This window comes from Flavobacterium sp. NPDC079362, assembly GCF_050267765.1.
Taxonomy (GTDB): domain Bacteria; phylum Bacteroidota; class Bacteroidia; order Flavobacteriales; family Flavobacteriaceae; genus Flavobacterium; species Flavobacterium azizsancarii.
This window is the reverse complement of the sequence record NZ_JBNNFM010000004.1, coordinates 94,267-109,786: the sequence shown is the minus strand read 5'-3', so window position 1 is coordinate 109,786 and position 15,520 is coordinate 94,267. Positions and strand designations below refer to the sequence as shown.

At 35.0% G+C, this 15,520-nt stretch carries 14 protein-coding genes; 9 read left to right on the top strand and 5 right to left on the bottom strand.

What is annotated here, in order from left to right; genetic code table 11:
• Window positions 1-576: 576 nt before the first annotated feature.
• The 4 genes from metN (at window position 577) to ACQKCJ_RS05985 (ending at window position 4,137) form a co-directional block, all read left to right on the top strand.
• Complete coding sequence (metN, locus tag ACQKCJ_RS06000) at window positions 577-1,608, top strand: methionine ABC transporter ATP-binding protein MetN (protein ID WP_271334192.1); 1,032 nt, start codon at window positions 577-579, stop codon at window positions 1,606-1,608.
• A complete protein-coding gene (gene metI, locus ACQKCJ_RS05995) occupies window positions 1,601-2,254 on the top strand; it encodes a methionine ABC transporter permease MetI (protein WP_271334193.1) in 654 nt (217 codons plus the stop codon). Before metN ends, metI begins: the two co-directional genes overlap by 8 nt.
• 300 nt (window positions 2,255-2,554) lie before the next feature.
• Window positions 2,555-3,373 carry a methionine ABC transporter substrate-binding lipoprotein MetQ gene (metQ, locus tag ACQKCJ_RS05990; protein ID WP_271334194.1) on the top strand — a complete coding sequence of 273 codons (819 nt, stop codon included), beginning with the start codon at window positions 2,555-2,557 and terminating at the stop codon, window positions 3,371-3,373.
• 239 nt (window positions 3,374-3,612) lie between these two features.
• Window positions 3,613-4,137, top strand: coding sequence for a PPC domain-containing DNA-binding protein (locus tag ACQKCJ_RS05985; RefSeq protein ID WP_271334195.1), 525 nt, complete (start codon window positions 3,613-3,615; stop codon window positions 4,135-4,137).
• Window positions 4,138-4,224: 87 nt separating this feature from the next.
• Here the strand turns inward: ACQKCJ_RS05985 and ACQKCJ_RS05980 are convergent, their stop codons facing one another.
• Window positions 4,225-4,827, bottom strand: coding sequence for an FMN-dependent NADH-azoreductase (locus ACQKCJ_RS05980; protein ID WP_427401594.1), 603 nt, complete (start codon window positions 4,825-4,827; stop codon window positions 4,225-4,227).
• Window positions 4,828-4,947: 120 nt separating this feature from the next.
• Between ACQKCJ_RS05980 and ACQKCJ_RS05975 the strand changes: the two genes are divergently transcribed.
• Window positions 4,948-5,319, top strand: coding sequence for a winged helix-turn-helix transcriptional regulator (locus tag ACQKCJ_RS05975; protein ID WP_427401593.1), 372 nt, complete (start codon window positions 4,948-4,950; stop codon window positions 5,317-5,319).
• A 190-nt stretch (window positions 5,320-5,509) separates the two neighbouring features.
• Window positions 5,510-6,535: an NAD(P)-dependent alcohol dehydrogenase gene (locus ACQKCJ_RS05970; RefSeq protein WP_271334198.1), complete on the top strand. Its 1,026-nt coding sequence runs from the start codon at window positions 5,510-5,512 to the stop codon at window positions 6,533-6,535.
• Between the two features lie 112 nt (window positions 6,536-6,647).
• Here the strand turns inward: ACQKCJ_RS05970 and ACQKCJ_RS05965 are convergent, their stop codons facing one another.
• Entirely contained in the window at window positions 6,648-7,874 is a 1,227-nt protein-coding gene (locus ACQKCJ_RS05965; protein WP_271334199.1) for an MFS transporter, read from the bottom strand.
• Between the two features lie 40 nt (window positions 7,875-7,914).
• A complete protein-coding gene (locus tag ACQKCJ_RS05960; protein ID WP_271334200.1) occupies window positions 7,915-8,577 on the bottom strand; it encodes a FadR/GntR family transcriptional regulator in 663 nt (220 codons plus the stop codon).
• A gap of 318 nt (window positions 8,578-8,895) precedes the next feature.
• On the opposite strand from ACQKCJ_RS05960, the gene ACQKCJ_RS05955 reads away from it, so the two are divergent.
• The 3 genes from ACQKCJ_RS05955 (at window position 8,896) to ACQKCJ_RS05945 (ending at window position 11,981) form a co-directional block, all read left to right on the top strand.
• A complete protein-coding gene (locus ACQKCJ_RS05955) occupies window positions 8,896-10,122 on the top strand; it encodes a PQQ-dependent sugar dehydrogenase (protein WP_271334201.1) in 1,227 nt (408 codons plus the stop codon).
• Window positions 10,123-10,239: 117 nt separating this feature from the next.
• Window positions 10,240-11,103: a helix-turn-helix domain-containing protein gene (locus ACQKCJ_RS05950; protein ID WP_271334202.1), complete on the top strand. Its 864-nt coding sequence runs from the start codon at window positions 10,240-10,242 to the stop codon at window positions 11,101-11,103.
• Window positions 11,104-11,474: 371 nt separating this feature from the next.
• Window positions 11,475-11,981: a hypothetical protein gene (locus tag ACQKCJ_RS05945; RefSeq protein ID WP_271334203.1), complete on the top strand. Its 507-nt coding sequence runs from the start codon at window positions 11,475-11,477 to the stop codon at window positions 11,979-11,981.
• Here ACQKCJ_RS05945 and pdeM read toward each other — a convergent pair.
• A complete protein-coding gene (gene pdeM, locus ACQKCJ_RS05940) occupies window positions 11,973-12,608 on the bottom strand; it encodes a ligase-associated DNA damage response endonuclease PdeM (protein ID WP_427401592.1) in 636 nt (211 codons plus the stop codon). The genes ACQKCJ_RS05945 and pdeM overlap by 9 nt on opposite strands.
• Window positions 12,609-12,614: 6 nt before the next feature.
• Window positions 12,615-15,074: a ligase-associated DNA damage response DEXH box helicase gene (locus ACQKCJ_RS05935; RefSeq protein WP_427401591.1), complete on the bottom strand. Its 2,460-nt coding sequence runs from the start codon at window positions 15,072-15,074 to the stop codon at window positions 12,615-12,617.
• Between the last annotated feature and the right edge of the window lie 446 nt (window positions 15,075-15,520).

The window sequence follows — 15,520 nt, the reverse complement described above, 5'->3', positions numbered from 1 at the left end:
TTAGCCTCATTTTTGTTTTTCGACGCAAAGAGAAATCTCCGCGAGAAGCTCGTCAAAAATTAGTGATTCTGATTGACGGTTTTGATTACCTATGATGGATTAAAATCCTTCCCTACAATATGTTTTTGTTCCTCCGGAACGTTCTTTAAAAATCGGAGGAATGATTTATTTTGTAGCAACGGATTTTAATCCGTTGTAAAGCAAAAAAAGAAATCCGCGCAAATCTGTTTAAATCCGCATAAATCCGTGTGTCATAAAAACACCCAACCCTGAAACAAGTCTATTAAATTGATAGGATAAAAAAAGTTTCAGGTTTTGTATTAAAATTCAAATTATCTCTTTAAATTTGCCGCAGCAATGAAAAACAATAACCAGTATACAATTCATTACAACTGCAACACGATGTGTTGTGATACTATGCGATGGTATGAACTGGCTTATATATAATAGTAAAATTATTTATTCCTGAAGCCTTTCATAATCAATTGAAAGGCTTTTTGATTTTTAATTTTAGAATTTCAGAAGCGTTAAGTATTTATGTCTGTGGATTTAGCAGGTTTAACTTGAATTATAAAAATGATTGAATTAAAAAATGTAACGAAGAATTTTCATCAGAAAAACCGAATTGTTTCGGCTTTATCAGATGTTTCTCTTAAAGTTCCTCCAGGGAAAATCTTTGGCGTAATTGGAACTTCGGGAGCTGGAAAAAGTACCTTAATTCGATGTGTAAATTTGTTGGAAAGACCAACTTTTGGAGAAATTATCGTAGACGGAAAGTGGTTAATGCAATTAACGAATGCACAACTGGCGATTGAAAGAAGACAAATCGGAATGATTTTTCAGCATTTTAATTTACTTTCCTCGAGAACGGTTTTCGAGAATGTAGCTTTTCCATTAGAATTGGCTGGTGCATCAAAAGGAGAGATCCAGACTCGTGTTTTAGAATTATTGGAATTGGTAGGTTTAGCCGAAAAAGCCAATGATTATCCTGCAAGCCTTTCAGGAGGTCAAAAACAAAGGGTTGCTATTGCGAGAACTTTAGCAAATAATCCAAAAGTACTTTTGTGCGATGAAGCGACAAGCGCATTGGATCCGGCAACGACAAGATCGATTTTGAATTTATTGAAAGATATTAATCGTCGTTTAAACATTACGATTTTATTGATTACCCATCAGATGGAAGTTGTTAAATCAATTTGTGATGAAGTTGCTGTAATCAGCCACGGAAAACTGATAGAACAAGGAAGTGTAGGCGAAATTTTTGCTGATCCTAAACATGAATTAACCAAGGAATTTATTGCTTCTTCCTTACATCTTGACATTCCGAGAGTATATCAGGAAAGATTACAAAAGGTAGATGGCGAAGGTTTGAGTCCGTTATTGAGATTAGAAATGACTGGGAAATCAGTAAATGAACCTGTTATTTCTGAAGTTTCGAGATTATTTGATACCAACTTTAAAATTGTCAGCGCACAAATGGATCAGGCCGGAGATGTAAATTTTGGCGTAATGCTGATTGAATTATCAGGTAAACGTGAAAATTACGAAGCTGCAATTGAATATTTTATTTCTAAACATATTAAAACAGAAATTATAGGTTATGTCTGATTCTATTATTGACTTATTATTAAAAGGAACCTGGGAAACCATCGTGATGACATTTGTGTCTGGCTTTTTTGGTTTTGTATTAGGACTTCCAACAGGTGTATTGCTTTTTCTTACCCGAAAAAATCAAATTCTGGAGCAACCAATTTTAAACAGAACTTTATCGATTTTAGTAAACATTTTTCGTTCTATTCCGTTCATTATACTAATTGTCTGGATGATTCCGTTTACGCGTGCTTTGGTAGGAACTTCTATTGGTGTGAGTGCCGCTTTGGTTCCGTTAAGTATTGGCGCGGCGCCATTTATAGCACGACTTGTTGAGAATAGTCTTCTTGGTTTGCCTTCAGGATTAATCGAAGCCGCAAGAGCTTTGGGTGCAACACCATTACAAATTGTATATAAAGTATTGCTTCCGGAAGCTTTGCCATCATTAATAAATGCCGCATCGATCACGTTAATCACACTTGTAGGTTATTCTGCAATGGGTGGAGCAGTTGGTGCAGGCGGATTGGGACAAGTTGGGTATCAATACGGATATATTGGTTATGATGCCGTAACGATGAATTCGGTTTTGGCATTATTGGTACTTTTGGTATTTATTATTCAATTTGCGGGTGACTTTTTATCAAAGCGATTTGACCATAGATAATACTTTGCGATTTTACCGCAACGAGCGTGAAGTTTTTTTTATGCTTTGTGAATACTTTGACATTTTACCGCAAAGTGCGCGAAGTTTTTTAATTAAGCGGTTTTATAAAAACACAAAGTTCGCAAAGCTTTGTGTATATTTTGAGATTTAACTACAAAGCTTTTGTGAACTTAAATTGTGTTTACAAACTTCAATCTTAGTGAACTTTGCGAAAAACCTTTGTGTTCTCTGCGGTAAAACCTTTGCGGTAAAAAACACATATTACACATAAATTAAGAATTAAAAATTAAAAAATACGAGATGATTACTAAAAATAAATTTTTAAAAACAGCCGGAATTATAGCATTAGCATTTGTAGTAGCAAATTGCGGAAAAAGTAAAAATAATGATCCACATCATATTAAAGTAGGAGTTGCAACGGGACCGGAATATAAAGTGGCAGAAGCGGCTAAAAAAGTAGCAAAAGAAAAATACGGATTAGAAGTAGAGTTAATTTCTTTTAATGATTATGTGATTCCAAATGAAGCTTTGAGTCAGGGAGATATTGATGTAAATGCTTTTCAGCACAAACCATATCTTGATGAACAATCGAAACAACGCGGTTATAAATTAGCAATCATTGGTAAAACATTTATTTATCCGATTGCAGCGTATTCTAAAAAAATCAAAAACCTTTCGGAATTAAAGGACGAAAGCACAATTATTATTCCAAATGATCCAACAAACGGTGGACGTTCTTTATTGCTTTTAGAGAAAAACGGATTGTTGAAGCTTAAAGCAGGAATTGGCTTATTGCCTAAAGTAACGGATATTGTAAGTAATCCTAAAAAACTTAAAATATTAGAACTGGAAGCACCTCAATTGCCAAGAGCTCTGGATGATGAGAACGTAACAATTGCGATTATCAACAATACTTTTGCTTCTCAGGCAGGACTTATTCCTTCGCGTGATGCTTTGTTTGTTGAGGATAAAGACTCTCCTTATGTAAACTTGGTAGTAAGTCGTGAAGACAATAAAAACGAAGAAAAAGTAAAACAGTTTTTACAGGCTTTTCAATCTGCAGAAGTTGAGCAGGCCGCTCTGAAAGAATTTAAAGGCGGTGCTGTAAAAGGCTGGTAATAAAAATGAGTATCTTTTTGATATAAAAAAGAAGCGCTGGATCAGTAGATTTAGCGCTTCTTTGGTTTTAAAAAAAAAATATTAAATAAATCATAAGAATCATTTTATGGAAGAAAAAAAGCAAAATGAAATCGTTACCTTTATGCTGCTTATTTACAATTCCTAAAATCGAATCCATTAACAAACACGCTGAATTGATTTATTTTTCAATCGGTATATTTATTCTAAAAATCAATCCAATGAATTTTCAAACAAAAAACATTATTGCTTCACTCTTGCTTTGTTTTGGAGTTACTGCTGCACAGGCTCAACAAAAAGAGGGCGCTTCAAAATGCCGTTATGTTAAAACTGCTGCAGGTTATTTAATGGTTTTACGGGAGTCAGATAATGTTATCGAATCGATTGAAAAGCTCGTTCGGGAAGAAAAAATTCCTTCCGGAAACTTTACAGGAATTGGCTTTGCACAAGAGGTTACTTTTGGTTTTTATGATTTTAATCTCAAGAAATTTAATCCAAAAACCTATAATAAAGTCGAAATGGGAAGCCTCACGGGTTCTATCGCCTGGAATGGAGACAAACCTTCATTACACATTCATGGCGTGGCAACCGATGATAAATTTAGTGCATATGGCGGACACATTCTTGCCTTAAAAGTTGGCACAGGTTCTATGGAGGTTTACATTACAGTGAATACAGAAAAACTGGAACGAAAAATTGAGCAGCCCTTAAATGCTAATGTGCTGCAATTGCCCTGCATACAATAAAGTGCTGACTTAAATTTGCAAAAGACTGATTGAGGCAGGAATTAAAAAACTAAATGCATTTTCAATTCTTACTAAACCAACTATTGGTTAGTCAATCTCTATACTTTCAATTGCTTTTTTCATTGCATTCTCTTTTACTTCCGGTACTTTAAGCCCTTCAGCACGAAATGCCGTAAGATCTGTCATGCCCAGAAACCCCAGAAATGCTTTTAGATAAGGAACTACAAAGTCATTGGCTTTGCCGGTACCTTCAGAAAATATACCACCGGAGCTCATTGCTACGTAAACTTTTTTGCCTGTTACTTTTCCAATTGGGCCATTTTCTCCATACCCAAAAGTTATTCCTGCTCTGGTGATATGATCAATCCAGGCTTTTAATGATGAAGGTATAGTAAAGTTATAAAGAGGTGCGCCGATAACGATAATATCTGCAGCCAATAATTGATTTACAACCTGATTAGAAAAACCAATAGATTCTTTGTCTTGTTGTGTCAGCTGATCTTCCGGAATAAAAAAAGTGCGAAGAACGTCAGGATCAAGATGTGGAATTTTGACATCGGTCAGATTCAATTCTTCAACCGTACTGTTCGGATATTTATCCTGAATTTTTTCAATTATAGCTTTACCCAATTTAATGCTGTAGGATTCATTGCCTTGTATGCTTGAAATTAAATGAAGAATGTGTTTCATAACGAAAATTATTAATGTTAGATTTTTGTATGAAGCAAAGCTACAATTACCAACTATGCAAAAGTGAGTACTTACCCAAAGGAAAGCGGTTACTTTTAGGAAAGTGCCTATCTTTGCAGCATGAAAATATTTGAATATGAAATACTTCCTACAAAGGACGAATGCACCGGATCGCTTAAGAACATACTCGATGCGCTCTATGTTTTAAACGGCAAATGGAAGATAGCTTTAATTCTTAGCCTTATACAATCACCCAAACGTTTTAATGAGATTCAGAAAGAAGTCACAGGAATTTCGCCAAAAGTTTTAGCCAACGAACTCAAGGATTTAGAATTGAACGAATTTATCAAACGAAATGTGTATCCTACAACTCCGGTAAGCATCATTTATCAAGCTACGGACTACAGTCAAAGTTTAAAAAGTGTGATCCGTGAACTTAGCGCATGGGGCGAGCAACATAGGGAAAGAATTAAGGAAAGTATGCGGAAATAGATGAAAAGGGAATCAAAAATAACTTTCGACATAAGCATTAAAAACAGAACCGCAATTAACGTGTGCGTTAAAATTAAAGCTATTTCAGCCTGTTTTTTTAACGTATCATAAGCTTTATTTAGGGTATATTAACTTTTGTCCTACACGGGGTTTTAGTAAATTTATAATATCAAACTATAAATATATTCTTATGAAAGCAGTACGATATTATGGACACAAAGATGTTAGGATTATAAATGATTTAGAAAAACCTAAACCTTCAGGCGATGAAGTTTTATTAAAAATTGGTGGAGCAGGAGTATGTCATTCAGATTTGCACATTATTGATGAAGGAACAGTTGTAGGAACGACATTTACTTTAGGACATGAAAATGCAGGTTGGGTAGAAGAAGTGGGACAGGATGTAAAAGGTTTTAAAAAAGGAGATGCCGTTTTAGTTTACGGTCCCTGGGGTTGCGGACATTGCAAACCCTGTCAACATTCGAACGAAAATTATTGTGATCACCAATCTGAACAAGCTTATGGCGGAGGATTAGGATTAAATGGCGGAATGGCTGATTATATGCTTGTACCTTCTTCTCGTTTATTGGTACCTATTCACGATTTAGATCCTGTAATTGCAGCTCCACTTACAGATGCTGCCCTAACACCTTATTCCGCCATAAAACGTTCGTTGCATAAATTAATGCCGGATGAATATGTGGTGGTTATTGGAGTTGGTGGACTTGGACATGTGGCACTTCAAATTTTATCCGAAATGTGCGGATCAACCATTATTGCGTGCGATATAACACCAGAAAGACTTGAATTTGCCAAATCACTTGGCGCAGCTCATGCGATAAATTCTACGGATAAAAATGCTGCCGAACAAATCAAAAAAATCACCGGAATAAAAAAAGCCAAAGTTGTACTTGATTTTGTGGGAGCAACTTCGACAATAGATTTAGGAACAAAAATTATCGGCTTAGATGGAGACTTAACCATTGTAGGGTTAGGCGGAGGAAAATTTGAATACAATATGAATGGATTGCCTTTTGGCGTAAGCATGACAAATCCGTATTGGGGATCCAGAACAGAATTAATGGAAGTAATAGGTCTGGCGATTCAAAAGAAAATTCACATCGAAATTGAAAAATACAATCTGGATCAGGCACTTGAAGTATACGATAAATTACGTCAGGGAAAAATTAAAGGACGCGCTGTTTTAATTCCTTAATTTTAAAAATAGATGAGCTTGTTTTATTACAAGCAAAAAGCGCTGAACCAGTACATTCAGCGCTTTTTTTTATAATAATTCGAATTAGTAAAAACAATTTAATATTGAGTACTTAACTTTTTTGAGTTTTTTTCTTTCCCTCAATATTGGGAAGAAAGGTTGTCAAAACTCCAATCAATGGTAGAAAAGCACATACTTTAAAAACGTATTCAATACTTGTAGCATCAGCTAATTTTCCTAAAATTGCAGAACCTAATCCACCCATACCAAAAGCAAATCCAAAGAAAAGCCCCGCTATTAAACCTACTTTTCCCGGAACAAGCTCAGTTGCATAAACCAAAATTGCAGAAAAAGCCGATGAGATGATTAAACCAATGATTACAGATAAAATTCCGGTCCAGAAAAGAGAAACATAAGGCAATAGTAGAGTAAAAGGAGCAACACCAAGTATCGAGATCCAAATGATATATTTTCTTCCAAAACGGTCTCCTAATGGTCCGCCAAATAATGTTCCTGCAGCTACAGCCCCCATAAAGGTAAAAAGATAAACCTGAGATTCCTGTACAGACACATGAAACTTATCGATAAGATAAAAAGTATAATAACTCGTCATGCTGGCCATATAAAAATACTTAGAAAAAATAAGCACCATCAAAATAGCCAATGATAATATTACTTTTTGTTTAGAAAGCGAATGATGAACCTCTTCAACAGAAGCTGATTTGTTTAAAGCTTTAAGGTTTAAATGTTCCTGATACCATTTTGCGATTCCTGAAAGAATTATAATTCCCAGCACAGCAGCAATACAAAACCAGATAATATTAGATTGTCCGTAAGGCACCACAATTATTGCCGCAAGCAAAGGTCCTATGGCACTTCCTGCATTTCCACCTAATTGAAAAATCGATTGGGCTAAACCTCTTTTTCCTCCAGATGCCATATGCGCAACCCTCGAAGCTTCAGGATGAAAAATAGAAGATCCAATTCCTATTAAACTAACAGCAAGTAATATATTGACAAAACTGGAAGCGTAAGCAACAGCGGCCAGGCCAAGCATTGTAAAAACCATTGAAACGGCCAAAGAATAAGGACGTGGCTTTCTATCGGTATAAAATCCAACAAAAGGCTGCAGGATAGATGCTGTAAGTTGATAAGTCAGCGTAATCAATCCTATCTCAGTAAAGGTAAGATGAAATTTGTCTTTTATAATTGGATATACCGCAGGAACGACGGCCTGTAGCATATCATTAATTAAATGAGTAAAACTAATGGTGAATAAAATAGAAAACACTGTCTTTTGGACTAACTGTTTTGAATTGGAAGTGGTATTTGTTGTCATAAATTTAAAATCAGATCATCTGATGAATTTGGGTAAAAAATTAGTAATTAATATGTCCTGTGATTTTTGCGACAATATTCCATGTCTTTTTTTGATCTTTTGCAATAATGCTTTTTAGAAGCTGTTCGTGTATAGCATATGTTTCCTGAAATACTATAGTGTCCGGATAAAGAGTAAGAAATTCCTTTTTTAGATGTTTAGAAACGGATTTGTATAAATCGGCAAGGATCTCATTTTTTGATGCTTCTGCAATAGCAATATGAAATTGTATGTCAGCTTCAACACATTCTTCTATTAAACCTTCATTGGCCGCTTTCATACGATCAGCCAAATGTTGTTTCATAGCAATTATATCATCTTCTGTTCTGTTAAGTGCTGCTTTTTCAGCAATTTTCAATTCAAGCAATTGTCTTACTTCATCTAAATCCTCCAGACTTGCACGTTTAAAACGTTGGTCCATTGGCTCACGTGTATTGGTAACTTCCTGAACAAATGTACCAACACCTTGCTGAATACGAAGTAACCCGGAATTAGCCAATAGCTTCATTGCCTCTCTTATAGAGGATCTTCCAACACCAAAACTTTTCATCAACTCCGCTTCAATTGGTAGCTTCTCATTGATCTTATAGTGACCCAGAGCTATTTGCTCCTGTAATTTTGAAGCAACTTCTTCTGCGAGAGATTTTTTATTGATTAAAGTCATAATTTAGTTGTCATATCATCTGATGATTGCAAATGTATGAAAATATTTTAAATAACGGCAAGAGCTTAAAAATTTTAATGGCAAAGTCTTTTTACCGCAGAGAACACAAAGAAAGAGCAGACAGAGTTGACAAAGGTTTTATTTCTCTGTGAAAATCTTTGTGTTCTCTACGTTTAAAATAAAAAACCTTTTAATTAATTATGTAAATTTTCCTATAAATTATATAACTGTTTTTATTTTTAATTTAAGATTTTTACTTGGTTAAAAATTAAAGCAATACCATTTACAACTTTTTTTAATCATTAAAATCCCAAAACTATGAGAAATATTAACCAGATTGCTATTGTTTCTATTGTGCTAATTACCTTATTAAGCTGCTCAAATGATAAAGAAACGAATGTAGATCCCGGCACAATTACCAATCCTGTCGAAGGTGGTGCTGCCAATACAACATATAAACCGGCATTCGAAGGGCAAACAAGAATCAGTGGTATCCAGACCAATACACCCTATGAAGGAGTTGTTATTGCTACAACATTAACAAGTCCGTGGGGAATAAAAACGCTTCCTGATGGCCGATTATTGATTACGGAAAAAACAGGAACCATGCGTATTGCTACAACAGCCGGCGTTTTGAGTGCTCCAATTACAGGTATTCCTGCTGTTAATCCTGCTAGTCAAGGTGGTTTATTAGGTTTGGCTATTGATCCTGATTTTACGACAAACAGAATGATTTACTGGGTTTTTGCCGAAGCTACAAATGGCGGAAATAATACCGCTGTAGCGAAAGGAAAACTTTCAGCAGACGAAAAAACTATTGAAGGAGCAGCCGTTATTTACAGAGCAAAACCAGCGAACGCAAGTACGCTTCATTATGGCGGAAGAATTCTTTTTGATAAAGCTGGTTTCTTAGTTGTAAGTACCGGAGAGCGTTCTGTTTTAGAAACACGTCCATTAGCACAATCTGTGACTTCAGGTTTAGGAAAAGTAGTCAGAATCACAAAAGAAGGTCAACCCGCAACCGGAAATCCAACTTTTACAGGAACGGGAGCTTTACCGGAATTATATACTATTGGACACAGAAATCCGCAAGGTTTGGCGCTTAATCCTGTTACTAATGAAATTTGGTTAGCAGAACACGGACCACGTGGAGGTGATGAAATAAATCGCCTAAAAGCAGGTTCGAATTACGGATGGCCAACAATTACTTACGGAATTGAATATAGCGGAGAAAAAGTAGGAGCGGGAATTCAGCAGCAAGATGGTTTAGAACAGCCCGTTTATTATTGGGATCCTGTAGTTTCGCCAAGCGGAATGACATTTTATACCGGAAATCGTGTTCCGGAATGGCAAAATAATCTTTTCATAGGCGCTTTAAGCGGAATGCATATCATTCGTCTTGCCATAAAAGACAATAAAGTAATTGGTGAAGAAAGACTTCTTGCATCCGAAAATCAACGTTTTAGAGATGTCACGCAAGGAAATGACGGCGCATTATATGCTGTTACGGATGGTGGAAGACTTTATAAAATTGATAAAAAATAAGTTTCAATTTCAACATATGTTCTTTTCTAAGAACAAAATAATGGCGCTATTTGGTGCCATTATTTGTTATGCGCAAAACGGTTAAGTATATTTGAATTGCCATTAAACCAAAAACAATTGAAGAATAAAATTACAACATATTCACTCGCACATCATAAGAGTTTGTTTGCCGATGTTGATAATACGAAAGAGTACTTTTATATTCAGGCCAAAGATCATCCTTATATCAGCGAACCTTACCGCGCAGAAAGTTATGCCATAGAATTTCTAAGAAAAGGCAGTATTGTTATGCAAACCAAATTGAAGAAAGTCGTAATTCATGCGCCGGCAATAATCACATTAGGACCGTCAGTAATTAGAAGTTTTACAAAAGACAGCGATGAAATTCTAATTGATATTATTTTCTTCAAATCACAATTTTTTCTTCACAATCAGGCCAATGTTTTTTTTCTTTCGCAATATGAGTTTTTTGAAAATAGCGACATGCATGTTTTTAATTTAGAGAAAAACAACGAAGAAAAGTTCGAACAAATATTTTCATTGCTAAAACAATCCCTTGATACTAATTCAGACCATCAGCCCTCTATTTTAAGAGGATATCTGTATATTTTGATTTACGAACTTGATTTTATAAAGCAAACAATTATTAATGAGAATTCACAGAATCCATTGTTTGAAAAATTTAAGGATATCCTTTCCAAAGATTTTTTAAGCCAAAGATCAGTTCAGTATTATGCCGATACTCTGAATGTAACTCGTAAATATTTATCAGAAGTAATCAAAAATAACAGCGGTAAAACAGCCAGCAACTGGATCGAAGATATTGTAATTCTCGAAGCCAAAGTATTACTTCAAAACAAAGATATCACAATCAACCAAATCAGTGATACATTAAACTTCCAGAATCAATCCACTTTTGGTAGATTCTTTAAAAATGCCACGGGAATTTCGCCTTTAGAATATCGTAAGAAAAATATCTAACAAAATATCAAATCATATCACATTTTAAACATAGCCCGAGGTTTCACCCCTTGGGGAATGTAAGGTTATTACGAAATATAAGGTCATTTATTTCAAGTTTTTCTATTGTGATTTCCCCTTCGTCGAAAGGACATAGAATAAGAAAAAAAATATTTTAGTCTGTATTTGAAGCTTTAGGAATGCCTTATTCTATGTGTTTTATTAAAAGTGAAATGCCTTTTTTTAAACATTATGTTAAGCTATTTTTCTATGTGTTTAAAATAAATTCACCGACTTTTTGAACAAAACAAAAGACATTTAGCTCTTTCCTCATCCATCAAATCATCTCAACTTTGCACTTAAGATAATTCAAAATTTTAAAAATAAAAGACATGTCTAAAATAGCAAGATTCGTAGTAATCATAAATGATAATGTAATTTGGATGGAAGAAAAAGCACTGAAATTCTATTCAGATTTATTCGTTGATTCAAAAGAAATAGGAGAGAAGTATGCAAATGAAAATTTGTCAAGTCAGAAATTATTCAAAATACAAAATGACTTTTCGGTTGAAATGTTGATGGCTTACGAAGGCGAAAATCCGTTGTCTTTTATGAAACTGAATTCGTCCCGACTTTCAAATCAAAATCTTGGCGCTAATAAAGCGATTGGTGTTGATCATATTGTTTACTTTAATCAAGAAGATATTTTGATACTTTTTAAACGTGCTCAAGAAGTAGCTTTACAAAGAAAACACGATTTAATTTGGGCAAAAGCCTTTGAGATAGATACAGTTTTAATAGAAACATTGAAGTCTTTGGGATACGTAGAATTTAATTATGAAAATGATGTGAATCGGGATACCAATCAAAAACAACTTTATTTTAAGAAATCAGTTTAGTTTTATTTTGACTACTTCATCATTTGCAATGGCATACACAATATCATTTTGTTGCGGTTTTAAAACATGCTTTCCTGTAAATTCTCCAAAAGCAGCCAGAATCATTTGGTTTTCTTTTCTGAAAAAGCAAGATAATTTCAGAGATTGATCACCAAAGCCACGAAGAATAATTCCCGGATGAATATGCCCTGAAAAATTAAAAAAACCTTCTTTTATGGAAGGATGATGAGTCAATAAAAAATCATCGATTTCAAGAAATTCGACAACATCGATATCGAGTTTTATGTAATGCTTTTTGTCAATAATATCGTGATTTCCTGCAATCAGGATAATTTTGTTTGTACAGCAATCTACCCATTGCTGGAATAAATCCCATTCAGAATTTTTAGAACTATGGAATAAATCTCCGAGGAAAATAATTTTTTCAGGTTTAAAATTTTCGACAATATCAGTCAAACGTTTAAAATTTTCCGAAACTACATTATTCGGAATCGCGACGCCATGTTTTCTGAAATGCGAGATTTTACCCAAATGCACATCAGAGATCAGAAGCAAATTTCTGGTTTCCCAAAATAAAGCACCGCTGGGATGTAAAATAAACGTTTGATTTTGTATAGTAATTGTCATAAGTAGCTACTTCATATACGAAGCCGTCATTTTTTTAATTCGTTCTGCCAAAGTCTCACTCGACAATTTTTCGCGTAATCGATCTGTAATTAAGGGAAAACTAAAAGGCGTAGGTTTTAAACATTGTTTCCAGACAATTTCTTGTTTCTCAATTCGTTCCAAAGCCATAATCAAACGGCCTTCTTCAAGCTGATGCTCAAAGGTTTCACGATAAGCCTGTTGAAACAATAAATTATCAGGTTCATAATCCCTAAAAACCTCAAATAACAATTGCGAACCGCTTTGCAAATGTTTTGTCTTCACCATCTTACTAGGAAAACCAGTAAAAACCAAACCTGCAATTACGGCAATATCCCTGAATTTACGCCTTGCCATTTCGGTAGCATTCAAACTTTTTTGTAAATCATGATGTACATATTCCGTCGAAAATAGATTATTATCTAAAACATTCTGCATATCAATTTCCTGATCTGATAATAATTCGAATCCGTAATCATTATACGCAAGCGAAAAACTAATGGGCAATAATAAACTAATTCGGTAAGCCAATAAACTAGCCAAAGCTTCATGTACAAAACGACCTTCAAAAGGATAAAAAATGGCATGATAACCTTCTCTGGTTTTAAAAGTTTCAATCAAAAACTGATTATCACCGGGAACAATAGATTCCTTTCTTTGTCTTGTAAATAGTGGTTTTAGAGCTTTTAATTCCGGCGATAAATCATCAGTGTTGGCACGATACAATTCATGTCGCAGCAATTCACTCATTTGTGCCGAAAGTGCCATTCGGCCACCCATCCAGCTTACTACTTTTGATTTCTTTTTAGGATCTGCCTTTCGAACTAAAACCTGCATATTTCGTATTCTGAACAATTCGAGTTGTTTACCCGCAAAGATAAAAGTATCTCCCGGTTTTAGTTTCGAAACAAACCATTCCTCAATAGTCCCAATATAACCGCCGCTCATGAATTTTACGTTCACCACGGCATCGCCTACAATGGTACCAATTTGCATGCGGTGATGCATTGCAATTAATCTACTATTGATTTTAAAGCGTCCGTCTTCCTCAATTTCTACTTTTTTATATTCGTCATAAGCCTGTAAACTTTGGCTTCCGTTAGAAATAAAATTCAGAATCCAGTTCCAGTTTTCCTCCGTCATTGCCTGATAACAAAACGTTCCTTTGACTTCTTTAAAAATTTCATCAGGAAGAAATCCGTCCGAAACTGCCAAAGTATTTAAATATTGTACCAAAACATCCCAACTGTTCAAATACGGAACGCGATCTTCGATTACATTTTCTTCAACTGCTTTTTTTAATGCCGAAGCTTCGATTAGTTCAATCGCATGCGTGGCAAGAAAATAAATCACACTTTCTTTCCCGGGTTGATGTCCGCTTCGTCCCGCTCTTTGCAAAAAGCGCGCGACACCTTTAGGTCCGCCAACTTGAATAATGGTTTCTACAGGCGCAAAATCGACGCCCAAATCCAGACTTGAAGTACAAACAACGACTTTTAATTCTTCGTCTCTAATCGCTTGTTCGACCCAAAGTCGCGTTTCTCTGTTAATGCTTCCGTGATGCATCGCCATTTCTCCCGCAAACTCAGGATATTTCTCGAGTAATCGCTGAAACCAAATTTCGCAAGCCGACCGTACATTGGTAAATATCAAAGTCGTTTTGCTGGCTTTTACAATTTTAGCCACTTCATCAATAAGATGCAAACCCATATGTCCGCGCCACGGATAGGTTTCCATTTTATCGGGAATAATCGAAATGACTTTTATTTTTTTGTGAATTTGAGCCTTTATCAAAACTGAATTATGATACGCATCTGAATCAACTCCCAATAAAACTTCCTGAGCTTGCTGCAGATTCCCGATTGTAGCCGAAATTCCCCAAATACGCATTTTAGGCGCAATCGCTTTTAGTCGGGACAAACCAAGTTCTGTTTGTACGCCTCGTTTTGTACCTAATAATTCGTGCCATTCGTCAATGACAATTGCGGTACAATTGGCAAATATTTTGTCATAACCTTTTGTTGCCAAGAGCAATTGTAAACTTTCCGGCGTTGTGACCAATAAATCCGGCATTTTTCCTTTTTGCTTGGCTCGCTCACTTGCCGATGTATCTCCGGAACGAATCCCGACGGTCATTTTTGTTCCTAAATCATTAACAACTCTTTCTGCAGCTTGTTTGATTTCCACCGATAATGAGCGCAAAGGCGTAATCCAAATTGCTTTAAGTCCCGGAGTATGTTTGGTTTTATAATTAGGATTGTCTTTTATGTAATTCAAAACAATAGGTAACCAGAGCGCATAGGTTTTTCCGCTGCCTGTAGGAGCGTTCAGCAAACCATTTTTTCCCTGTAAAAAAGCAGTCCAGGTTTGCGTCTGAAACGGAAATGGTTTCCATCCCTGATGCTGAAACCATTCATTTGCTACCGCAAAAAGTTGCTCTCTGTTCATTTGTTCTTGTTATTGTTTTTTTATCATTAAGATTTTTTTAAACCATTAAGATATTAAGATTCATTAAGTTTTGAGTTATTAAAGAAAATCAAGGGAATATGTTTTTTAATTAATATTAAATTCAAATGATAAAAATTTATGTAACAGAACCCCAGAGGGGTGACATAATATATGATGATATTATTCGAAACCAATTATATATCGCTCCGCTAGAGCTTTGAAAAACTATATTAACCACAATTTTGTCATTTCAATGGAGGAGAAATCAAACTCGTATTCGAAAATTTTTACTTCTCTGACGAGTTTCTAGTGTGATTACTCCCTTCGGTCGAAATGACAAAAAAAATGCGTAATGACAAAAAAAGCGAATAGAAATTAGAAAAATTTAAAAACAAAAAATAAAAAATAAAAAATCCGTTTTTAATCCGCGTTTTCGCGATAGCGAA